Annotated in this window: 22 protein-coding genes; 6 read left to right on the top strand and 16 right to left on the bottom strand. The window is 24.0% G+C overall.

Annotation, left to right across the window (positions count from 1 at the left end; all coding sequences use genetic code 11):
• Positions 1–135: 135 nt before the first annotated feature.
• Complete coding sequence (locus tag RBR25_RS13725; protein WP_432820121.1) at positions 136–1,812, bottom strand: hypothetical protein; 1,677 nt, start codon at positions 1,810–1,812, stop codon at positions 136–138.
• A 110-nt stretch (positions 1,813–1,922) separates the two neighbouring features.
• Positions 1,923–4,376, bottom strand: coding sequence for a hypothetical protein (locus tag RBR25_RS13720; RefSeq protein ID WP_432820120.1), 2,454 nt, complete (start codon positions 4,374–4,376; stop codon positions 1,923–1,925).
• Between the two features lie 146 nt (positions 4,377–4,522).
• On the opposite strand from RBR25_RS13720, the gene RBR25_RS13715 reads away from it, so the two are divergent.
• Together RBR25_RS13715 and RBR25_RS13710 are read left to right on the top strand one after the other, a co-directional pair.
• The gene (locus RBR25_RS13715; protein ID WP_432820119.1) at positions 4,523–6,286 is read left to right on the top strand and encodes a DUF7487 domain-containing protein; all 1,764 of its coding nucleotides are present in this window, start codon (positions 4,523–4,525) and stop codon (positions 6,284–6,286) included.
• A gap of 15 nt (positions 6,287–6,301) precedes the next feature.
• Positions 6,302–6,880 carry a hypothetical protein gene (locus tag RBR25_RS13710; protein WP_432820118.1) on the top strand — a complete coding sequence of 193 codons (579 nt, stop codon included), beginning with the start codon at positions 6,302–6,304 and terminating at the stop codon, positions 6,878–6,880.
• Here RBR25_RS13710 and RBR25_RS13705 read toward each other — a convergent pair.
• Entirely contained in the window at positions 6,877–8,763 is a 1,887-nt protein-coding gene (locus RBR25_RS13705; protein WP_432820117.1) for a hypothetical protein, read from the bottom strand. The two genes, RBR25_RS13710 and RBR25_RS13705, sit on opposite strands and share 4 nt — an antisense overlap.
• Before the next feature lie 79 nt (positions 8,764–8,842).
• Between RBR25_RS13705 and RBR25_RS13700 the strand changes: the two genes are divergently transcribed.
• Positions 8,843–9,709, top strand: a complete 867-nt coding sequence (locus RBR25_RS13700; protein WP_432820116.1) for a hypothetical protein — start codon at positions 8,843–8,845, stop codon at positions 9,707–9,709.
• A gap of 11 nt (positions 9,710–9,720) precedes the next feature.
• Here the strand turns inward: RBR25_RS13700 and RBR25_RS13695 are convergent, their stop codons facing one another.
• Genes RBR25_RS13695 through RBR25_RS13640 form a run of 12 tightly spaced genes read right to left on the bottom strand, consistent with a single transcriptional unit; the run spans position 9,721 to position 18,609 of the window.
• A complete protein-coding gene (locus RBR25_RS13695) occupies positions 9,721–9,906 on the bottom strand; it encodes a portal protein (protein WP_432820115.1) in 186 nt (61 codons plus the stop codon).
• A 12-nt stretch (positions 9,907–9,918) separates the two neighbouring features.
• Positions 9,919–10,341 carry a hypothetical protein gene (locus RBR25_RS13690; protein ID WP_432820114.1) on the bottom strand — a complete coding sequence of 141 codons (423 nt, stop codon included), beginning with the start codon at positions 10,339–10,341 and terminating at the stop codon, positions 9,919–9,921.
• Between the two features lie 9 nt (positions 10,342–10,350).
• Positions 10,351–10,713: a response regulator gene (locus RBR25_RS13685; protein ID WP_432820113.1), complete on the bottom strand. Its 363-nt coding sequence runs from the start codon at positions 10,711–10,713 to the stop codon at positions 10,351–10,353.
• Positions 10,714–10,725: 12 nt separating this feature from the next.
• Positions 10,726–11,199, bottom strand: a complete 474-nt coding sequence (locus tag RBR25_RS13680; protein WP_432820112.1) for a hypothetical protein — start codon at positions 11,197–11,199, stop codon at positions 10,726–10,728.
• Between the two features lie 41 nt (positions 11,200–11,240).
• Complete coding sequence (locus RBR25_RS13675; RefSeq protein WP_432820111.1) at positions 11,241–11,969, bottom strand: M28 family peptidase; 729 nt, start codon at positions 11,967–11,969, stop codon at positions 11,241–11,243.
• Positions 11,970–11,980: 11 nt separating this feature from the next.
• Complete coding sequence (locus RBR25_RS13670) at positions 11,981–12,331, bottom strand: hypothetical protein (RefSeq protein WP_432820110.1); 351 nt, start codon at positions 12,329–12,331, stop codon at positions 11,981–11,983.
• Between the two features lie 14 nt (positions 12,332–12,345).
• A complete protein-coding gene (locus RBR25_RS13665) occupies positions 12,346–13,536 on the bottom strand; it encodes a hypothetical protein (protein WP_432820109.1) in 1,191 nt (396 codons plus the stop codon).
• A gap of 15 nt (positions 13,537–13,551) precedes the next feature.
• Positions 13,552–14,463, bottom strand: coding sequence for a hypothetical protein (locus tag RBR25_RS13660; protein ID WP_432820108.1), 912 nt, complete (start codon positions 14,461–14,463; stop codon positions 13,552–13,554).
• A 52-nt stretch (positions 14,464–14,515) separates the two neighbouring features.
• Positions 14,516–15,103, bottom strand: a complete 588-nt coding sequence (locus RBR25_RS13655; RefSeq protein WP_432820107.1) for a BACON domain-containing protein — start codon at positions 15,101–15,103, stop codon at positions 14,516–14,518.
• 15 nt (positions 15,104–15,118) lie between these two features.
• Positions 15,119–16,090 carry a hypothetical protein gene (locus RBR25_RS13650; protein ID WP_432820106.1) on the bottom strand — a complete coding sequence of 324 codons (972 nt, stop codon included), beginning with the start codon at positions 16,088–16,090 and terminating at the stop codon, positions 15,119–15,121.
• A gap of 17 nt (positions 16,091–16,107) precedes the next feature.
• A complete protein-coding gene (locus RBR25_RS13645; RefSeq protein ID WP_432820105.1) occupies positions 16,108–17,814 on the bottom strand; it encodes a hypothetical protein in 1,707 nt (568 codons plus the stop codon).
• A 21-nt stretch (positions 17,815–17,835) separates the two neighbouring features.
• The gene (locus RBR25_RS13640; protein WP_432820104.1) at positions 17,836–18,609 is read right to left on the bottom strand and encodes a hypothetical protein; all 774 of its coding nucleotides are present in this window, start codon (positions 18,607–18,609) and stop codon (positions 17,836–17,838) included.
• A 313-nt stretch (positions 18,610–18,922) separates the two neighbouring features.
• On the opposite strand from RBR25_RS13640, the gene RBR25_RS13635 reads away from it, so the two are divergent.
• Genes RBR25_RS13635 through RBR25_RS13625 form a run of 3 tightly spaced genes read left to right on the top strand, consistent with a single transcriptional unit; the run spans position 18,923 to position 20,381 of the window.
• A complete protein-coding gene (locus RBR25_RS13635; RefSeq protein WP_432820103.1) occupies positions 18,923–19,717 on the top strand; it encodes a Dam family site-specific DNA-(adenine-N6)-methyltransferase in 795 nt (264 codons plus the stop codon).
• A gap of 6 nt (positions 19,718–19,723) precedes the next feature.
• Positions 19,724–19,990, top strand: coding sequence for a hypothetical protein (locus RBR25_RS13630; RefSeq protein ID WP_432820102.1), 267 nt, complete (start codon positions 19,724–19,726; stop codon positions 19,988–19,990).
• A complete protein-coding gene (locus RBR25_RS13625; protein WP_432820101.1) occupies positions 19,983–20,381 on the top strand; it encodes a chemotaxis protein CheW in 399 nt (132 codons plus the stop codon). Before RBR25_RS13630 ends, RBR25_RS13625 begins: the two co-directional genes overlap by 8 nt.
• 12 nt (positions 20,382–20,393) lie before the next feature.
• On the opposite strand, the gene RBR25_RS13620 is transcribed toward RBR25_RS13625, so the two are convergent.
• Positions 20,394–21,145, bottom strand: a 752-nt coding sequence (locus RBR25_RS13620; RefSeq protein WP_432820100.1) for a hypothetical protein, incomplete at its 5' end; no start/stop codon positions are given.

Genomic DNA, 21,145 nt, shown 5'->3' with positions numbered 1-21,145 from the left:
GTTAAAAATTAAAATGTATAAAATTAATTTAATAGTTCATACTATTATGTATATATAAAAATAAAAAAGTTTAATTTTTATATAAATAAAAAAGGGTGTACAATGTACACCCCATTTTAAATATATTCATATTAATTAAATTAATACACCATTTGTATCTTTAACTTCGATAGCCATGAATTGCTTCTCTGGGAAGAATCCAACGTCAGCAACTGCATATCTAGATCTGATTAACATCCTTGGAGCCCAAGTTGCTTCAGAAATAAGAGAAATAGACTGTGCCATTAAGTAAGGAAGGAAAAGAAGACCTGGTTGATCTACTGAATTCTTTCTACCTAAGAAAATTCTATTGTCATCCCATCTCATATAAGGATCCACATATAAAGTCATATTACCTACTTTACCAACTGGATATAATTGTCCATTAGTATTTAAATTAGCACCACCAACAGGAGGGTTAATTGTATAACTAGCTACATCTTGTAAAACAGATGCTAAGTTACCGTTTGTAATAACGTATTGAGCAGGACCTACACGACCTTCGTTAGCGATATAGTTAGAAGCGTTGTTTACTTTAGAAACAAGTTTTCTTTGTACTGAATGAGTAGTTTCACCACCTGGTGCTACTGTTCCAATATAAGTATCAACATCAAAGTCAAATTTAGATACTGTTCCAACTTTAGGAGTAGTATGAGAAGTTCTATTCTTAATACCAAGTTCTTTAACTTTTTGAACGATTTCCTTAGAAATAGTTTGAGAAAGTTCGTTAATAAGAACTGATTCAAGCTTTTGTACTATATCCATACCAGTTGAAGCTTTAATATCTTCAATTTCAGTTCTCTTAAGAGCTGATGTGATTTCTACTGTACCAACTTGGATAGTTTTTGTGAAAACATTTGGTCCAATTTGTCCTGGATAAGTTCTTTCGTCATCTTGTCTATTCATACCTTTAAATAGATTCCAACCAGCTGAGAAACCAGGAATATGATCTTCCATTACTGATACTAATTGAATAGAAACACCTGATAATTGAACAGTTGTAGTACTAGTACCTGATAATGTAGAAACTGCATTAGCTTCTAATTTATCTACTATTGATCCACTGTTATCAAATGTATTCTTATTTGCATCAAAATAGTAAGGCTCTTTACCTGATTCAAAAGCTTGTCTGAAAATTCTAAACATTGGAGTACCGTCAATTCTAGAGAAACCTAAGAATTCCATCCAACCTGTTTTTGGAGTAGTTGATGCAGTGAAATTTTTAATTTCAGTTGCACTTGCACCACTTAAATTAACAAACATTCTTTTATCAAGACCACCAACCATTTCAGTAATCTTAAGCTCTTTCATTTGAGCATATAGGTTAGTTTTTAAAGTATCAACGTTATCACCGTCAACTTTAAATACAAGAGGTCTATCATCATCTTCTTCTAATCTATCATCATAACGGAAGTCAACGAATAATAGATCAATTTTTGGAGAAGCGGCTGGTTTAACAGCTACTAGATCTAAACCAATGGTTTGAGCTGCAATCTTCATAGAGATTGGAAGTAAGTTCTGACCTACATCACCAGAACCTGGAGTATCACCAGCACCCCAAAGTGCACCTGGTGTAGTTGAAGGTTGTGGAGATAAAACTGCTCCCATACCTGTAATGTTACCTAACGCTGCGTAAGAAACATTTTCATTGATTTGGTGTAATTCAGCGTATTCTGACATCCAACTTCTTTTTTCGCCATCTGTTACATGAAGAGCTTCAAGAATTGGAGACCATTTTTTTTCAGCTTTTGCTTTGTCTACTAAATAATTCATTTTTATTTTTTAATTTTTGAGACTAATGTCTTTTTCTTTTTTTTGTTGTAATGTTATATATTTAACTAAAAAACTCGTTTTTTCCCATTTTTAGCCTAAATAACAAAACATTACAAATTTTTAAATACATTAAGATATCTATCAACTTGATTTTCAGTTAACTTAACATCATTAACATATTTTTTGTTTTCGTTTAATACTAATTTTTTCTCATTTAATTTTTCTAATCCTCTGCTGTTCCAGAATGATTCCATTTTAGCTTGAGATGCTACTAAATTTGGATAGAATTTAGCTTGGGATAATACACTTTTCTTTACTGTGTCGTTTAGATTGTTCCAAATATCTATTAAATCATTAGGAATTGCGTCAATAAGAATTTCTTCTTCTGTCTTTTTATTTTCTAATGACTCTCTCATAATTTTTAGAACATCTTTTTCTGATGCATAAGTGCTTTCGTTCATTGCAACTATGACTTTTTCTTTATCTTCTCTTGATAATTCGTTCCATGCAGTTTTGTTTTTTTCTGATAAGAACATTAAGAAGTGTGGTTGTGCTTCATCAAAAGCTTTACGTTTTTTAGCTTCTGTTATTAGTTGTGATATACTATCTTTAATAGATTTTTCATTTTCGTATAATTTATCACCTACGATTCTAATTTTTGATTCGTGTACTTGTATTTCTTCTATTTCAGTTTGAACTGGTTCTTGAACTTGACCTTCAACTGGTTCTTGAACTTGACCTTCAACTGGTTCTTGAACTTGACCTTCAACTGGTTCTTGAACTTGTGTTTTAATTGGTTCAGATAGTTTAACAATTGCGAATCCATCATTTGGGTTATAAGATAATATTTCACCTTCTTTTTCACCTTCTGATGTTTCAATTGTTACTGTTGTACCTGGTATTAATTGAGTTTCTGTTTCTTGTGTTTGAACTGGTTCTTCAATTATTTCTTCTTCTTGTGTTTGAACTGGTTCTTCAATTATTTCTTCTTCTTGTGTTTGAACAGGTTCTTCAATTTCTTCTTCCTCTTCTTCGATATCATCAAATTCTTCTGGTAAATCTTGATCTTCTGTTGGTAGAAAATCATCATCTTCATCATCATAATATTTATCAACATTTGCAACTTTTAAGTCAGATATTCTTTGTTCTTCGTTATCTATATCTTCATTAATTAATTTAGAATCTTTTAAACTATCAATAGTTTTATCTAAACTTTCTGCAATATATTTAGAATAAGCTTGTGTATCTGATAAATTTTCAGCGATATATTCAGAATATGCTATATTGTTATCAACATGTTCTGCAACATATTCTGTATAGTTAATATTATTATCTACATGTTCTGCTAAATATTCAGCATATTGTATATTATTATCAACTTGTTCTGCAACATATTCAGAATATTTTACACTATTATCTACATATTCTGATAACATTTCAAAATTTTGTAAATTAAATTCAGTGTGTTCAGCTAGATATTCTGCATAATCAATAGATTTATCAAGATTTTCTGCTAAATATTCAGAGTACTTAATAGTTTTATCTACATTTTCAGCAATATATTCAGAGAAATCAATAGATTTATCAAGATTTTCAGCAATATATTCTGAATAATCAATAGTTTTATCTAGTTTTTCTGCAAGATATTCAGAATATCCTACTACTTTTTCTAGATTTTCAGCTAAATAATCATTATGTTCAATTAGCTTTTCAGTTCTTTCTTTTAAACTTGTGTTTTCAGTAACTAAGATTTGAATATTTTCCGCTAAATAATCAAGATACTTAGTCATTTTACTATGGTTTTCTATAAGAGATTCATAATATTCAGATAGTTTTTCTAATCTTTCTGGATCATTACCATGTTTAATATTATTTTCAATCTGTTCTTTAACAATAGCAAGCTCAGATTTTAGATACTCTGTATATTCAACCATTTGTTGTTGAGTTACATGATCGTTGTTGTTCATTTCGAATAATTTGTTAATTTTTGACTCATCGGACATATCATAAACTCTAAAGTTTGCCGATTCGTTAAAACCTAAGCTTTCGTTTAATGACCTTAATTCCATTCTAGCAGAAGAAAATCCTGGGTCAGCAACGGCATCATAGGTAAATAATTTTTTAATTGTTACAGTTCCATCTGATTCAGTTATACCGGCAGCTCTAGATGATACAAAAATAGGACACCCATCCTGAATTAAAGCTTGTGCTTCTTTTCCATAATGGGTACTTAATAATTGAATTGAACCTTCAATTAAATTTTTGCTTTCATTAAATCTTACATCCTTTAAAACGTGTGAAATCCTTGATAATGAGATATCGAAGGCTTCTGGATGGTCAAATTCACCATAAACTGCACCTAAAGTTTTAATTCTTTCATTTAATTCTTGTAAATGAGGAAGAAATTTATCTTTAGTATAAATCCTATCATTTCTGTTTTTAACATCAAATTCAGTAAAAGTACCAGAAAGGATAAATTTTTTATCTTTTTTATCAGATGCACTTTCATTGAGTAATAGTCCATTAGAACTACTTTCAACAATAAGTACGGGTTTCATTTCCATAATTTATTATTATTTTTTGCAATATATTTATTGTTATATATTTAAAATAAATAGTCATTTTTTTCCATTTTTATAGGTGTAAATAAATGGTGAATTTGATTAGGACAAACTAAAATAATTTATATATAATAATAAAAACTAAATCAATGATATTAACGGATTTTATAGATTTAATAATAAATAAAGGAAATATAAATTATTATAAAAAATTTAATAATAATTTAAAAATAGGTGATAATTTAAAAATTAATATAAATAACTTACCTAAGAATAGTAGATATGAAATTGATGTAAAATGTGAAAATTGTGGTATTATAAAAAGATTACAATATTGTAATTATAATAAATATATGATAAATAAAAATAAATACACTTGTAAAAAATGTACTTTAAAAAATAACAATTTATTAAAATATAATGTGGAAAATGTATTTCAATTAGAATCTATTAAAGAAAAAATTAAAAAGACAGTTAAAGAAAAATATAATGTTGATAACATATCACAATTAGAAGATATTAAACAAAAAAAGATAAAAACTAATTTAAATAAATATAATACAAAATACCCATTATCAAATAGTATAATAAAAGAAAAAATTAAAAAGACAGTTAAAGAAAAATATAATGTTGATAACATATCACAATTAGAAAACGTTAAACTAAAAAAAATAAAAACTTCTTTAAAGAATTATGGTGTTATTCATCCATCAAAATCAGATATTTTTAAAGATAATATAAAAAGTACTAATTTAAAAAAATATGGAGTTGAATGGAATTTTTTAGATTTAAATATTAAAAATAAAATAAAAAAAACAAATTTAATTAAATTTGGTTACGAAAATCCATCACAATCTGATGTAATAAAAAATAAAATTAAAAATTCAAATATATTATATAGTCATAAAAAAATATATGAAAATAATAATAAAATAGTAGACATAATAGATAATGATTATATAATGAAATGTGATTGTAATAAAGATCATACATTTAAAATTAATAGAGTTTTATTTTATAAAAGAAGAGAAACTAATACAATAATATGTACAATATGTAATCCTATTGATAAGAAACAATCAGGTTTAGAATTGCAACTTATTAACTTTATTAAAGAAAATTGTGATCATAATATAATTTTAAATAAAAGAAATATAATAAATCCATATGAATTAGATATTTATATACCTGATTTAAATTTGGCATTTGAATTTAATGGTGTGTATTTGCATAATGAATTAAATAAATCTAATAATTACCATTATAATAAATCAAAAATGTGTAAAGATTTAAATATAAACTTGATACATATTTATGAAGATGATTGGATTTATAAACAAAATATTACTAAATCTATGATATTAAATAAATTAAACAAAATATCAAATAAATTTTTTGCCAGAAGATGTAAAATTAAACAAATAAACGATATATCTATTGTTAAAACGTTTATGAATAAAAATCATATACAGGGATATACTACATCTACTATAAAATTAGGATTGTATTATGATAAAGAATTAATTAGTATGATGTTATTTAAAAATAATAATAATGATTATGAATTAGTCAGGTTTTGTAGTAAATTAAATACTGTTGTTATTGGTGGTGCTAGTAAATTATTAAATTATTTTATTAATAATTATAGATTTAATGAATTAAAAACTTTTTCAGATATCGGATATTCTACTGGTGATTTATATGAAAAAATAGGATTTAAATTCGATAAATATATTAAACCATCATATTATTATGTTGTTGATGGAGTAAGAATCCATAAATCCAATTTTAAAAAACAAATTTTAACTAAAAAGGGATTTGATAAAAATAAAAGTGAACATCAAATAATGTTAGAAAGAAACATATATAGGATATATAATAGTGGATATAAAAAATACATATTAAATAAATAATATATAAATCTTAAAATGCCATTCTGGTCTAAATTGAAAGATTTTAAAGAAAAAATATCATTAATAACTGGTATTGTAATATTATTAACCGGTATTGGTATCTTTCCATTAACTAAATCCATAATTAATACAGTAAAAACTACATCTTATATAATAAAAGATTATCCATCATTAAAATCTGATTATGATTCATTAACGATAAGAATTAAAATAATAGAAAAGAAATTAGAAGATTATTCATTAATTAAACAAAGTGTCATTTATTTAATGGAAGATAATGATGTTATTAGTGGATTATTAAGAGCAAATATGCAAAAAATTGATAAAAAAAATTATGGAACAGTTGTATTAATATATGACTATACTAATAAAATATATACTAAAAGATTAGTAGAGGTAAAAATAAGAAAATCAAATAGTTCTGGTGATTTATATGTATTTGTTCCTTGGGGTGAAACTTTATGGGGAACTCCAATAACTAAAAAATTCGCAGTTAAATGGCACGAAGATGAAGGTAAATACTTTTTTATTGATAAAAATGGTGATTTTTATTTAATATATGAAATAGATATAAATAAAACAATTAGATATTAAATTTTATAAAAATCTTTTATATCTTCCATATTATCATACACCCATAAAACAAATTCATTGGCATTTATATTTTTTTGACCTTCTCTAATTTCATTCTTATATCCTAATTTAATTAATGTATCATTAATATGTTCTAATGTAGTTTGTCTAGCTTTTGCTTTCTTCATAATACTAAAATCTAATATTATTAACTGTACTAATTTTTTTTCTTTTTCTACTATATCTGAAAAAACTTCATCTTGTCTATCTGTATAATAATCACTTATATTTATTTTATCTAAAAATGATTCTTTTTTTGGATTAAAATTTTTAATTTTCTTTTTAAGAACTGTTGTAATTATATCACTGTTATCTTTTACCCAATCAGAGAAATCATCAGGATTATAACCATCTTCACTTGCATATTCCATTTTTAATTTAAGATCATCATTCATTATCCTGTCTAATTTTAACCAATTATCACTACTTATAATATTATTCTTTTTATTTTCAAAATCAGATATAATATCCCATATTAAATATGGGTACATATTTATTATTTTTTCATATGTTTGTAATCTTTCTTCTTCTGTTATAATACTATCGGTATTTGTATTATCATTTGATATTATATATTTTTTAAATGTATCAAAATCACCATAATTTGTGAAATTTCTTAATTCTTTATCTTCTGTCATATATATATCACCATCAACAATTTTTAATGCAAATAAGTCATCATCTTTTACACTTTGGAAATATATTGATTCTGATTCCTCGAATGATTCTGGATTTAAACACATATAATTTAATGATTTTAATATTTTTAATAATTGTTTAAATATTTCATCATTACTTAATTTCTTATTATCACCATAAATAATATCATAATCATCATATTTGTCTATATATTTACTATAATTCTTATTTCTGTTTTTTATTATTCTTTTATATGTTTCTTCTTCAATATCCCATTCGTAATCATAATCATAATTATATCTACCATAAGATTTAGATACTTTTGATGGATCTCTTTTGACTGGTAATTTTTCCCAATCTATTTTTATACATACATCTACCAATTTTTCTAAGTGCTCTATATCTTGTGTTTCTTTAAAAGTGTGTTCATTTTGATAACCAACTGATAAATTTGTACATTCTGGTATTATACCCATAAAAACACCTGAATCACACCACATTCCTGTTTTATCATCTTCATATTCTAAACCATGTTTTTTAAATTCATTTGATAATGCATCTACAAAATCATCAGAACAACATTTTGAATATGACTGTTGTGATATAATAGAACTAAATCCTTTTCTATCAAATGCTATACATTTTTCATAAGTTTTGAAAATATCCTTATATGATTTTAATGCTTGTTTAGATCCCCAAGTTCCTGTTGGTGATGTAACACCTTCTTCCCCTCTAAAAAAATAATATAAACCTGGAATACCGGATTCTATCATTTTTATCATAATTACTATACCTGCCTTATCATCACCACCTAAAGTAGTTGTTCCATCAGTCATTATTATATCATCTTGTATTACATGATATACTCTTTTATATTCTCTCGAATATGTGTCTAGGTGTCCACAAAACATAGTTTTAGAATTTCCTATTTTTATGAAAAAATTACCATGTTCATCTTCTTGCATACCATCTGGAAAAAACTCTTTTAATGTTTTTTCTTTTCCAAATGTTATTTGCATCTTTGTTAAATTAAGAAATAATTGTTTTACACTACCATCCATAGTATAATCTGGTTCTTTATAATCTTTTGGTCTTATTGGTATATTTTTAGTATTATAAAAAGGGATATCATTATATTTATTATATCTATTTGATCTTTTTGATTTTCTTTTTCTTTCTTCTGTTGATTCAAATAATTTTTTCATTATTTATTAATTAATTTTATTATATATATTAAAAATTAATTTAGTTTTTTTATATATAATAAAAAAATAATAAATTACTATGGTTAAAACTAAATATAAATATTTTTTATTAGAAAAATTAGTTGATGGTGAATTAAAATATTATGTTTATGACTGGGATGATAATGTATTAGTTATGAGTACATTAATACATTTAGATAAAATGGTTGATGGTAAATGGGTACCATTAGATGTATCAACATCAGAATTTAGAGAAGTTAGAAAATATATAGATGAATGGAAAAAAGGAGAATCTAATTTATGGAGATATAGGGATGGTGATCCAAATAGTCCATTTAGTGATTTTAGAGATTGGGGACCAAGAGGAGAAAATGCTTTTGTTGAAGATACAATAAAATCTATACGTAATAATAATTTTGGACCATCTTGGTATAAATTTTTACAGACGTTAGAAGACGCTAGTATATTTATGGTTGCAACAGCAAGAGGACATGAACCAAATACAATTAGAAAAGCAATAGAATGGATAATATTTAATGTATTAGATAGTAAACAAAAATCAAATATGGAAAAAAATTTAAGGCATTTTAATAAAATATTTGATATTGATGATAGTAATTATAGTTTTGAAAAATTGGTTTCTAATTATTTAGATTTATGTGATTATATAGGAGTATCATCAAATTATTTTAAAAGAAGATATGATATGGGTGGAGAAGCTGTTAATCCAGAAAATGGTAAAAAAGTAGCAATAAAAGAATTTGTTAGAAAGGTAAATGATTATGGTAAATATTTAAATAAAAAAGTAAAGGTTGGTTTTTCTGATGATGATTTAAGTACTGTTCAACATGTTTATAGACTAATTAAAAATGAATTATCATTACAATTTCCAATTGATTTTTATGTATATCATACAAAGGATAAAATAGATAGATATGTTCAATGAAAAAACTCCGATTAAAAATCGGAGTTTGTTTTTTCAATTTCTTCTATCTCATCATCACTCAAACCAACAATATTTTTTAATATCCATTTATTATCAAATGCTTGTTCACCCATGTCATCTGATATATTTGTCATTCTTTTTGCGATTTTTATGCGTTCTTGTAATTTTTTAATTCTTTTCTCTTGGTTAATATCCATGATAATTTTCAATTATTTTTTAAACAATTCATTTTGTATTGTTTCGAGTGATTCTAAAATAGATTGTTTTGTACCGTCAATAATAACATCATATAAACTAAAAACATTATGTTCCTTTGGTGTTTCTTCCATATATTTAGTTTCATTCAATAATTCATCTATATCTGATTGAAACTTTAAATAAAAATTGAAGATTTCATTATCTTCAATTAAATTATTAATCATATTTGCATCTTTTCCTGATGATATATAATCAGATATAAAATCTTCTAAATCTATCATTGTTATTTCTGAATTTTTAGTAGATTTTAATGTATCTTCAATCATTTCTATTAATTCTGATTTTAAATCAATATAAGAATCATCTAATCTTTCTTTAATATCATCAAAATCCAATTTTTCAAATAAAAATGATGAATATTTTTTAATTTGCATAATTATTAATTATTTTTTAAAATATTTATTCAATATAATATTAAGTTTTTCTACTGTGTATGGTTTTTGTATATAATCATTAAAACCTGATTTTAATATTTTTTTTTCATCATAACCATTAGCCGAAATCGCAATAATATCTAAATCTTTATGTATTTTTCTAATTTCTTTTGTTGATTCTATTCCATCCATTATAGGCATTCTAATATCCATTAATATTAATATATTATTATCTCTGTTAGTCATAATATCTAATGCTTCTTTTCCATTTGATGCTTCAAATATTTTTATTTTTTTATTAAATGAACTAACAATTATTTTAATAATATATCTATTAACATCTATATCATCAACAATTAAAATATCTTTCATTTTATGTATTTTTTATTCTTCGTTTATAATCTCATTATCATCTGTATCCATTATATCAGTTATATCTTGTGCATCCTTTAATCCAAAAGTAAATTCAATATTTCCTAAATTATCGTGTCTATTTTTGAATACTTCTAAATAATTACCATGTACATCATAATATAACATAAGACAATCACATTCTTCAACTTCTTCATCATCTAATATATTACCTTCTTCATCAATTGTTTCACCTGGTTTTGGAATACCTGAAAAAGAACATATAATTTTTTCATTATTTATATTAATAAATTCTAGATATTTTACGTCAATATATAAGTCCATTTCACCATCAAAATCCCTAATAACTCTGTATTCTAAATCTTCTAATTCTTTACCTTTTATACTTTCTCCTTTAATTTCTGATTCTATTGGTTCTGGTAATGGGTGAGATGTGTCAGGTCTAAATCTATCTAAAAACCCTTCAAATGTTTTAATATTTTTCATAGTGAATTATTATTTTTAATTTATATATTAAATAAAAAATATCAACTTAGTATTTTTAGTGCTATTTTTTCAGTAAAAATTTTCATATCATTTATAGATATAGAATCTATACTATCTAATTTTGTATGAATTCTACTCATTATTGAATAATCAGGTATATTATTAATAATTGGTAATGATGTTATAACAGTACTATCTATATTTTTATCCATTAAAATCATTGAATCATTGAACGGTACACTTATAACTAATGGATTAAATTCTTTAATAATTTTATTTTCCAACCTACTACCTAGTTTACCTATAAAAAAATTATTACCCCCTAGTCCTGTTAATTCTAAATTAAGAACATGTTTTATTTTACCAAAATATTTTGATATAATATCACTAGCTAATCTTTTTGATCCAATTCCAAAACAAGGTGGCTCTTCACCATCTATTATTGCTATATTTATATCTGGATTTAATTTTTTTAATAATAAACAATTTATTATAGATGCAGAATTATCATTTGCATTATCACAATTTGGATTATAAACATCGTGATGTGCAATTGCCATCATATCACTATTACCTTTTAAATAAATATTGTAGAAATAATTATTTTTAAATATACTATCATTAAATTTTATTATTTCATAATTTAAATTTAATTCATCTATAGTATTAATAATAAACTTTAATCTTGGTGAGTATTCGTCTATTCCGTTTTTGTATGCACCATGTGTATTTCTTACTTTACAAAAATCATATATTTTATCATATATCATATTAATATTTTTTAATCATTAATATCATGTAAATTTATTAAAGAATCTAATTTACCATCTTTAAGCAAAGATAATAAAAATTCTGATAAATCTTCCTTATCTATATGTTTTTCTATAAATTTTTTTGCTATTTTATCTGTTATATTTCCATTTTTAACATCACTAAGTAAAGATAATATATATTTATTATAGTGACTAGATATATTTGTTGGTATTGGTTTTCCTTCTTCATAATTATTTAAAAATTCCTTTTCATGATGTGATAAACTAGATTTACCAAATTTAGACATCTTATCAATTATCCAATTTAATTTTCTATCACTATTTAAATTTTCACAAAATAAATTAAAATTATTTATCATATTTTAAATTTTTTTTATATTTCATATCCAATATTACCATTTTCTATGATAATATTTTTATATAAACCACCTTCTATTGTACCATTATAAAAAATACCATTATTCCATACACAATTTTTTATAAACCCATTTCTCCATATAATATTATATATTAAACCATTATACATTGTACCTGTTATCCATTCTCCATTTTCAAATGTACCACCATACCATTCTCCATTATGAAAAATTCCATTAATCCAATGTGTATGGTCTTGATTAGTTGCACTTTGTGGTACACCATCAATTAAAACAAGTGTTGAGTGCATTTCACCACTCATAAATTCACCATTTTCCCAAGTACATCCTTGTATTTTATTATATGTTCTAGATATTCCATTCAATGAATAAATAACACCATTTGTATTCATTGAATTATAATTAGTGCCAAATCTAGTTAATATATCTTTTTTATATGATGATAATTTACCATTTTTCCATACTCCGTTAGAAAAATCACCACCATAAAATGAACCATTATGCCATATATCACCAATAAAAATACCATTATAAAAATTACCATTATACCATAATGAATTACTTAAATATCCATTATGAAAATTCCCATTTCTGAATTTTGATGCATTTATCCAACCATCATAAAAATCACCACTCATAAATTCTGGGGATGAGAAATAAAATGATAATGTAAGTCCAGTATCTAAATATTGATCATATTCATCAACATAATTATCATTTGATAATGTAAAATCTGCACTATAATTAACAATAAAATCTAAATCTATACTTTTTGGTACATCTTTTATTGTTCTTGTTCTTCCAAATATACCATAATGAAAATTACCTTTCTCCCATACTCCTCCTAAAAATTTAGATTTTGATATATCTTTACCATTAATATTAATATTTCCAAATTTTATTAAATCTATGCTAATGTCATAACTATAAAAATTTCCATCTTTCCATCTACCATTATACCATGTACCACTATACCATGTACCATTCTCCCAAACACCATTTACCCATATACCAGAGTACCAAACTAAACCATTTTCATCTTCGCCAATTATAGCATCTTTAACTTCTGCATTTAAAAACCAGTTGTATTTTATTTTAACATCATCAATTCCTAATCCACCAACCATTATAAATGTTGGATCATTAAAATTTACACCTACCGTTTTGCTTGTTAATATATTGGACATATCTTATTATTTATTTTAATCTATCAATTTTATAAATTTACAATACCACTCACCATTAGATGATAATATTTTCAATCTTACATTTCCTGAATTTATATCACTACTAAATGATATATTTGATGTGTCTCCTATGTCATTAGTAGAAGTATCAACAATATTAGATATAATAGTATTATTTACCAAAACTATTGTACCTGCTCTTAAATTAGTTGTTCCACTATATACACAATAATGGTAAACTTGATAATTGTTTAAAGATGAATCATATGAGTCTATTATAACTTCACTTGTATTTATATATGTAATTCCTGTTATTATAGATTGTGGTTTATTACCATATGTTATTTTACCATTACTTTGATCAAAATATAACATGTGGTCATTTTCATTATATGTTGTTCCTGATATATATAATGAATTATCATCAAATCTTAATGCACTAGACGATACTAAGTTATCACTCATTTTATATTGTATATGACCATCGGAGCCAGCTGGTACAAATTTATGTGTATGTGAATTTGATGTTAATGAATTTGATGTTAATGATGTTATATCAGATGGTAAACCCATTGTAACTTGTCCTGTTGATGTTATATCAGTAAAATCCATACCATTACCAGCTGTTACTGATGTTACTGTACCAGTTCCTACAATTATATCTGGCATAAATCTATCTGGTATTTTCCCAGTATCTTTATCTTCCATTATAAACTCTATTATACCATGATCAGTTCTAGTCCATGCCCTATTTTCATATGTATTTAAAAATAATTCACCTTTATATATTGCATTATCAGGCCATCCCATTGTATGATCATCACCAATTGTATTATAATTTTCGCCAGGATTATTACCAAATGGGGATACATCAAATACATCTGTTAACTTTTGAATCATTCTAGCCCCTAATACTGATTTACTCATTTAATGATTTTATTATTTTTATTTATATATAAAAAATTAATTTTTAATTTAATTATACATTTCCTTGTGCAATTGTAACAGATATATTAAAATCAGGTGCCGTAAAAAATATTGCACCTGATCTATCACCCTGTGTTGATATAGATACATTTATAATTTGATTTCCTGTACCATATTCGGGAAAATATGTTATCCATGCTGATGTTGGTATGCTACTCCATGTAAGATTAGTATCTACTTCTATTGTAGATGTTCCTCCCATTTGTGGTATATATATTGTTGATGGACTTACATTAAAATATGGAGTAACTAATGTAGTTATAAGTAAAGTATCACCATAATAATAAACAGAATCAACTATTATAAATGATCTATAATGATACGATGTATCTTCTGATAAATTAAATCCTGGAAAACTAGATACATCAAAATAATCAGTTGTTAATGTACTACCTATTACTGTTGTTGTCCATGATCCACTAGACTCTAATTTATGTTGCATTCCATATGTATCAACATCTTTATAACCCTTTATATTTAAACCACCTGTGCCTAAAATTTTTGTTTGTGATGATGTTCCTTGTTTTGTTCCTAATGAATAATGTGGACCATTTTGTACAAAAAATATACTATTTATCATTAATTATTATTATTTTTATGGTAATGATGGATAACTACTCATATTAAAATGAATATACTTAGATTCACCAATAATACTACATGTCCATGATAATATATATCTACCAATAGATGATGTTAGTCCTGTCAAAGAACCATTTATTCTTTTAAGTACAGAATTACTACCAGTATCTGTACATGTACTTATTGTTACATTAATTGATGTTGTTTCTGGTATAATTATTAAATTACCAGATGCTCCATTTGTTAAATTTGTCATATTTAATGTAAAACTACTAGGTGATGTTACCACATAATTAAACCCATCATTTATATTCCAATTGACTACATATGGTGAAATCAAATAACCAAGATCTTGATATGGATGAATAAAACCTTCTTGTACACCACCATATGTTATTTTACCATTACTTTGATCAAAATATAACATGTGCGATGTACTTTGTGATGTAGTACCAGAAATATATAAAGATTCACCATCAAATCTTAACGCACTAGATGATACTAAATTATCACTCATTTTATATTGTATATGACTATCAGATCCAGCAGGTACAAATTTATGTGTATGTGAATTACTTGTAGTTTCATTAATAGTTGTTGATGTTATTGAACTAGGTACACCTAACATTATTGTACCAGCAGTTTGTAAATTACTTATCGGACTACTACTTAAATCTATTGCTGATAACCCACCACCAATAAATATATCTGTTACTGTTCCTGTTCCCGCAATTAAATTAGGTATAAATCTCATTGGTATTTTACCTTCATTATCAGCTAAAACAACTTCAGGTATATAACTAGTATCTTCTGTTCTTACCCACATTTTATTATCTGCTATATTCAAAAATAATTCACCTTTATAGATATCAGTAGGTAGCCAACCTTGTGTATGGTCATCGGTTAAAGTTGATATAGTAGGTACTACTGTTGTTTCATCAGAATACTTTTGAATTAATCTAGCACCAAATACTGTTTTTGTCATTTTTATGTAAATTTTTTTTATCCACTTATTACGGTATCATTATCCTTATTTGCATCAAATATAAAACTAGTATAAATATTTGCATCAATAACATTATAACTAAATGTCCTTATACTATCAACTCTAAATGGAAATGATGTTTTTTTATTTTTACCAATTCTAATTGCTTCTGATGGTAAATATGTTAATCTATTATCCTTTATATCTTGTGGATTATATATCTTTAAAACAAATGTATTATTAATATTTTCAAATAATGCACCTGTTAATTCGTTTCTTAAATTCTCATTTATCACTAAATTATTTATTATTTCATAATAACTATTATATACATATCTTCTTAAATCTATATTTAATTTATTATAATCATTTGAATATAAGTTATTTATATTTACACAACATTCATATAAAACATCAGATATTTCTTTAACAGTATAAAGATTTTTTATTTCTATTATTGATTCATTTAATATCATATTTAATGGTGGTATAATAGTTATTTGATCTTCATTAATATCAACGATTAGTGCTCTATATGTATTATAATTATTAGTCGTTATATAAATGTATGTATAATTTTTAAAGTATTCTAAATCATCTATATTATTAACAGTTAATTTAAATCTATTACTGTTCTTATCATTTATTTCATATTGGTTACTTGTCGTTTCACCTGAATAATTATAATATATTGTTTCTCCTGATGATGATCCACTAAAAAATTGATCTAAAAATAATTCTAATGTATATTTATTATATAAATAATTTGTATTAAATGTATAATTAATTGTAGTACTTCCGCTAATATCAATATTAAATATATTATAATCAAAATATAAATCTAAATCATTTCTTATAGGGGTTAATGTTAACACATCATCCATTATATTACAACTTATATAATTTCCATATGGTGATTTTTTTATATGATTTGATATATCTAAATAATTTTTATTACACTTATTTATATTTAAAATTTTATATTTTAAATTAGGTACTTTACTTAAATTATTAAATAACCAATTTTCTAATTTTTTTTCAATTTTTATTCTATATACTCCATTATTTTTACCAATAACATAACACTTATATTTTAATATTGGAATTATTTGTACAACTTCCCAATTCGTTGTTCCTGTGGTTTGTCCACTACTTATTGTTGTACCAGTAACTTCCCACATTACTGAATTTATAGTATCTGATATACCACTATTAGGAATATTTGATGTTATATTCCAATAAACATTATTATCTGTAAATCCATTAACATACCAAGTTTCTCCAGTTTCTCCTGAATGTGTCCATGTAGTTTCACCAGATCTATTATATTCTAAATAAAATGATATTTCTAAATAATCATCAACATCATAATCTGATAAGTCATTAACAGAAATTTCTTGATGTTTTGAATCATTAACAAAAGTATATCCTGAATTATCTATTTGATAAGGATACATTATACAATCTTTATAGTCTATTACTTCATTGTCTAATAATATATTAAAATTATCATCTTTATAATTTAAAATAAAATTATTTTTATCAGATAGATCAGTGTTTATAATTATATTATCAAATCTTTCAGCATTTTTATTTTGTGTTTTTCTAGCTAAATCATAATCAGTAAATAAAATACCATAAGTATCACCAGATAAAGTAGTGTTATAATTTAATATATTTTTAATTATAAATGAATCTTTTATTTCAAAAATAGGTACGTTCATTATTTATTAATTTAATTTTTTTTAATTTACTGTTATATATCCAACAATATGAAATTCATCATCTAAATGACTACCTGCATTTATATGTATTTTATATCTAAACATTTTACTAACATCATTAAATTGATCTTGAAATACCAATTCATTATTACTATTAACTATATATAATCCATTCTCCTTTAAATTCTTTTGTCTATATAATAAAACTTTAGTTCCAATATTTAATCTTACATTATCTAACATAGTATAACTTTTATTTAAATCAATATTTTGACCATATGCAATTTCTGCTTCATGACTATTTGAAAAGAATTCATCTATTATATCATACTCTGTGTACATATTATATGATCCTGATGCTGGCGTGTCACTAACAAATTCATTTTGTTCATAAATATTATCAGTATCTCTTATATACATATAACATATACCGGAAAATGCTTTATGATATTTAAAATACACAGAATCTAAATCAACTGCTTCTATATTAATATTTCTAACTGGTATACCATTATAAATATCAGTAATATTTAATTGTATTAATAATGATTCATCACAAAGTACATCATTAGTAGAATTTGAATATACATTGACATATATAATATCAACATTATTAAAGCATGATGATGATAATTCAATTGTACTACCACTACCGATTTGATTCTCCATATCTATATCAGTAAACCATTTTATAGTATTATTGGATAAATCTGATATATTAGTATATGCATATAAATTAAAATTAGAATTTGGTTCTATATTAATTGATGTTTGTCCATAAATTTTATTAATCATAATTATTGATTGATTTATTTATTTATATATATATTTTTAAAAACAATTTATATTCTTTTTTATATATATTAATATAAATAATGTCAATAATATGGAAGATATAAGATTTAAAGTACCAAATAGAAAAAACAGTATTATATTTCATAATATTTTTAATTTTTTTAAAAAAAATTATATAAAAATATTTATTATTATCATTTTAATACTTATATTTGTATTTCCAGAACTAAGTGGAAATATTATAGGAAAATGGTTTAACGATTTTGCTAATGCAATAATTAAAAATATTCAGTTATAAATGATAAATGGTGTAATGAATTACACTGGTAGTAAGTTCAAATTATTAGAACAAATACTACCAGAAATGGATTATAATAAAAAATTTTTTGTTGATTTATTTGCTGGATCATTTGTAGTTGGTGCTAATGTAATTGATAAATATAATAAATTATTAATAAATGATATAGTATCAGATATAATAGGTATCCATAAAGGGATTATAGAAAATGATAATATAATTAATGAAATGATTAAATTATCACCTAATAAAGAGAATAAAGATGAATATTTACAATTAAGAGAAAGTTATAATATTAATCCAACACCTGCTAAATTATGGGCATTGATGTTATCTTGTACTAATAATTTATCTAGATTTAATAAAAAAGGAGAATTTAATCAAACATGGGGGAATAGAAGTTATAACGATAATACTAAAAAGAAGATAGAAGAATTTGTTAATCATGTAAGACCACATAAAGATAAATTAATTTTTACTTCTAAACATTTCAATGATGTTAGATTTAATAATTATAAGGATATTATGGTTTATATTGATAGTCCATATACCGGAACAGAAGCAGGATATTCTGGATTATGGAAAAATGAAGATGATTTATTATTATATAATTATTGTAAAATGTTAGATAAAAATGGAGCATCTTTTATGTTATCTGGTGTTTTACAACATGATGGTAATGTAACATGGATTTTAGATAAATTAATTTCAGATGGTTATAATTACAAAGAACTTAATTTTGATTATAATAAAGTAAGTAGAAAGAAAACTGATAAGAAAACAATTGAAATAATTGTAAAAAATTATTAATATAGAATGGATAATAAATATGAATGGTTATTTGATGATATTGTAAATTTAAAACAAAAAATAAGATTTAAAGATAGAATAGAATATAGAGTTAGCGGAACATTACATAATATTACAGGACCTGCATGGGTAGAATTAAATGAAAATGGGGAAAAAACAGGTGAAGTAAAATATTATATAAATGGCGGATTATTAACACAAGATGATTGGTCAATTATAATAAGACCTTTAAAATTAAAGAAATTAATGAAAAAACATAAAAACAATGAATAGTACATATTTAACATTTAAAATTGGCAAAGAATCTTATATAATTAACGTTGAAAATGTTGTTAATATTATTGAGATGGTAGATATAACAAAAATACCAAACACACCTAAACATGTTATCGGTATGATTGATTTTAGGGGAAATCCATTATTAATTGTAGATGCTCATAAAGTATTAAATATAAAATTCAAAGAATTTACTCAAAAAACATGTATTGTTATTTTAAAAATAAATAATGATATGTTTGGGATCATTGTAGATGATGTAAAATCCGTCATTGATGTAGATAGTAAAAATATTATCAATAATAAAAGTAGTAAATATATAATCGGAATGGTCAATATTGATGATGAATTAACAATGATATTAGATATAAATAAATTAATTAAATAAAAAAGGGGATTATTAATCCCTTTTTCTATATCCATAATAATAAAATTCATCAAATTGTTCCATGATTTGTTCTGAAGTATGATTAATAGCATAATCCTTAAAGTCATCAAAACTTTTCATAAATTCTGACATAATATGTCCTAATTCTTTTCCTTTTAAATCAGGATATTTTTTCATAACCAATTTACCATTAAATTTTTTATTGGTTTCTTGATTAATACTATCCTTAATTTTTAAATCTTCTAATTTTTGAATTAATTTAGATTCAGGAAAGAATTTATCAATATCCACAATGTATTCATCCCTATGTTTAAATTGATATTTTTTACTTCCACCATTAATTTTAGCATATCTAATGAATTGTTGATATGTTTTTCTCTTACGATTTCTCTTTCTGTCTTTTTGATTAAGGTTTTCTAGATCAAACATATCACAATCAAAATATTTAGAATCAATAATATAATCAAATATTTCTTCTAGTGTATCAAATCCTTTAAGGTATCTATTATAATCAAATCCTAAGAATTCGAAGATTTTATAATTATCATCAGAAATAAATATATTTTGTGATAATCTTCCATTAAAATTTCTAAATGGATATAATAGGCCTTCTGGTGAATACTTTAATCCAAATTTATGTGCAATTTTACCCATTAGATTTCCAGTTGGATCGAATGATGTCCACACTTTAGTGCCTTCCCAATGACTTTCTTTGACTGGAATAAAATCAATTTGAAATTGATCAACATCAAATGATATAACTC

The organism is Trichloromonas sp., from assembly GCF_034006665.1.
Lineage (GTDB): Bacteria > Desulfobacterota > Desulfuromonadia > Desulfuromonadales > Trichloromonadaceae > Trichloromonas.
The sequence above is the reverse complement of the archived record's forward strand: the minus strand, read 5'-3'. Positions and strand labels throughout refer to the sequence as shown.

Bases quoted from the DNA above. Each gene is read 5' to 3' on its own strand.
- RBR25_RS13720 (WP_432820120.1), bottom strand. From the start codon at position 4,376: ATGGAAATGAAACCCGTACTTATTGTTGAAAGTAGTTCTAATGGACTA.
- RBR25_RS13695 (WP_432820115.1), bottom strand. From the start codon at position 9,906: ATGGATATTAACCAAGAGAAAAGAATTAAAAAATTACAAGAACGCATA.
- RBR25_RS13725 (WP_432820121.1), bottom strand. From the start codon at position 1,812: ATGAATTATTTAGTAGACAAAGCAAAAGCTGAAAAAAAATGGTCTCCA.
- RBR25_RS13705 (WP_432820117.1), bottom strand. From the start codon at position 8,763: ATGAAAAAATTATTTGAATCAACAGAAGAAAGAAAAAGAAAATCAAAA.
- RBR25_RS13675 (WP_432820111.1), bottom strand. From the start codon at position 11,969: ATGATATATGATAAAATATATGATTTTTGTAAAGTAAGAAATACACAT.
- RBR25_RS13700 (WP_432820116.1), top strand. From the start codon at position 8,843: ATGGTTAAAACTAAATATAAATATTTTTTATTAGAAAAATTAGTTGAT.
- RBR25_RS13670 (WP_432820110.1), bottom strand. From the start codon at position 12,331: ATGATAAATAATTTTAATTTATTTTGTGAAAATTTAAATAGTGATAGA.
- RBR25_RS13650 (WP_432820106.1), bottom strand. From the start codon at position 16,090: ATGACAAAAACAGTATTTGGTGCTAGATTAATTCAAAAGTATTCTGAT.
- RBR25_RS13680 (WP_432820112.1), bottom strand. From the start codon at position 11,199: ATGAAAAATATTAAAACATTTGAAGGGTTTTTAGATAGATTTAGACCT.
- RBR25_RS13665 (WP_432820109.1), bottom strand. From the start codon at position 13,536: ATGTCCAATATATTAACAAGCAAAACGGTAGGTGTAAATTTTAATGAT.
- RBR25_RS13655 (WP_432820107.1), bottom strand. From the start codon at position 15,103: ATGATAAATAGTATATTTTTTGTACAAAATGGTCCACATTATTCATTA.
- RBR25_RS13685 (WP_432820113.1), bottom strand. From the start codon at position 10,713: ATGAAAGATATTTTAATTGTTGATGATATAGATGTTAATAGATATATT.
- RBR25_RS13630 (WP_432820102.1), top strand. From the start codon at position 19,724: ATGGATAATAAATATGAATGGTTATTTGATGATATTGTAAATTTAAAA.
- RBR25_RS13710 (WP_432820118.1), top strand. From the start codon at position 6,302: ATGCCATTCTGGTCTAAATTGAAAGATTTTAAAGAAAAAATATCATTA.
- RBR25_RS13645 (WP_432820105.1), bottom strand. From the start codon at position 17,814: ATGAACGTACCTATTTTTGAAATAAAAGATTCATTTATAATTAAAAAT.
- RBR25_RS13690 (WP_432820114.1), bottom strand. From the start codon at position 10,341: ATGCAAATTAAAAAATATTCATCATTTTTATTTGAAAAATTGGATTTT.
- RBR25_RS13640 (WP_432820104.1), bottom strand. From the start codon at position 18,609: ATGATTAATAAAATTTATGGACAAACATCAATTAATATAGAACCAAAT.
- RBR25_RS13625 (WP_432820101.1), top strand. From the start codon at position 19,983: ATGAATAGTACATATTTAACATTTAAAATTGGCAAAGAATCTTATATA.
- RBR25_RS13715 (WP_432820119.1), top strand. From the start codon at position 4,523: ATGATATTAACGGATTTTATAGATTTAATAATAAATAAAGGAAATATA.
- RBR25_RS13660 (WP_432820108.1), bottom strand. From the start codon at position 14,463: ATGAGTAAATCAGTATTAGGGGCTAGAATGATTCAAAAGTTAACAGAT.
- RBR25_RS13635 (WP_432820103.1), top strand. From the start codon at position 18,923: ATGAATTACACTGGTAGTAAGTTCAAATTATTAGAACAAATACTACCA.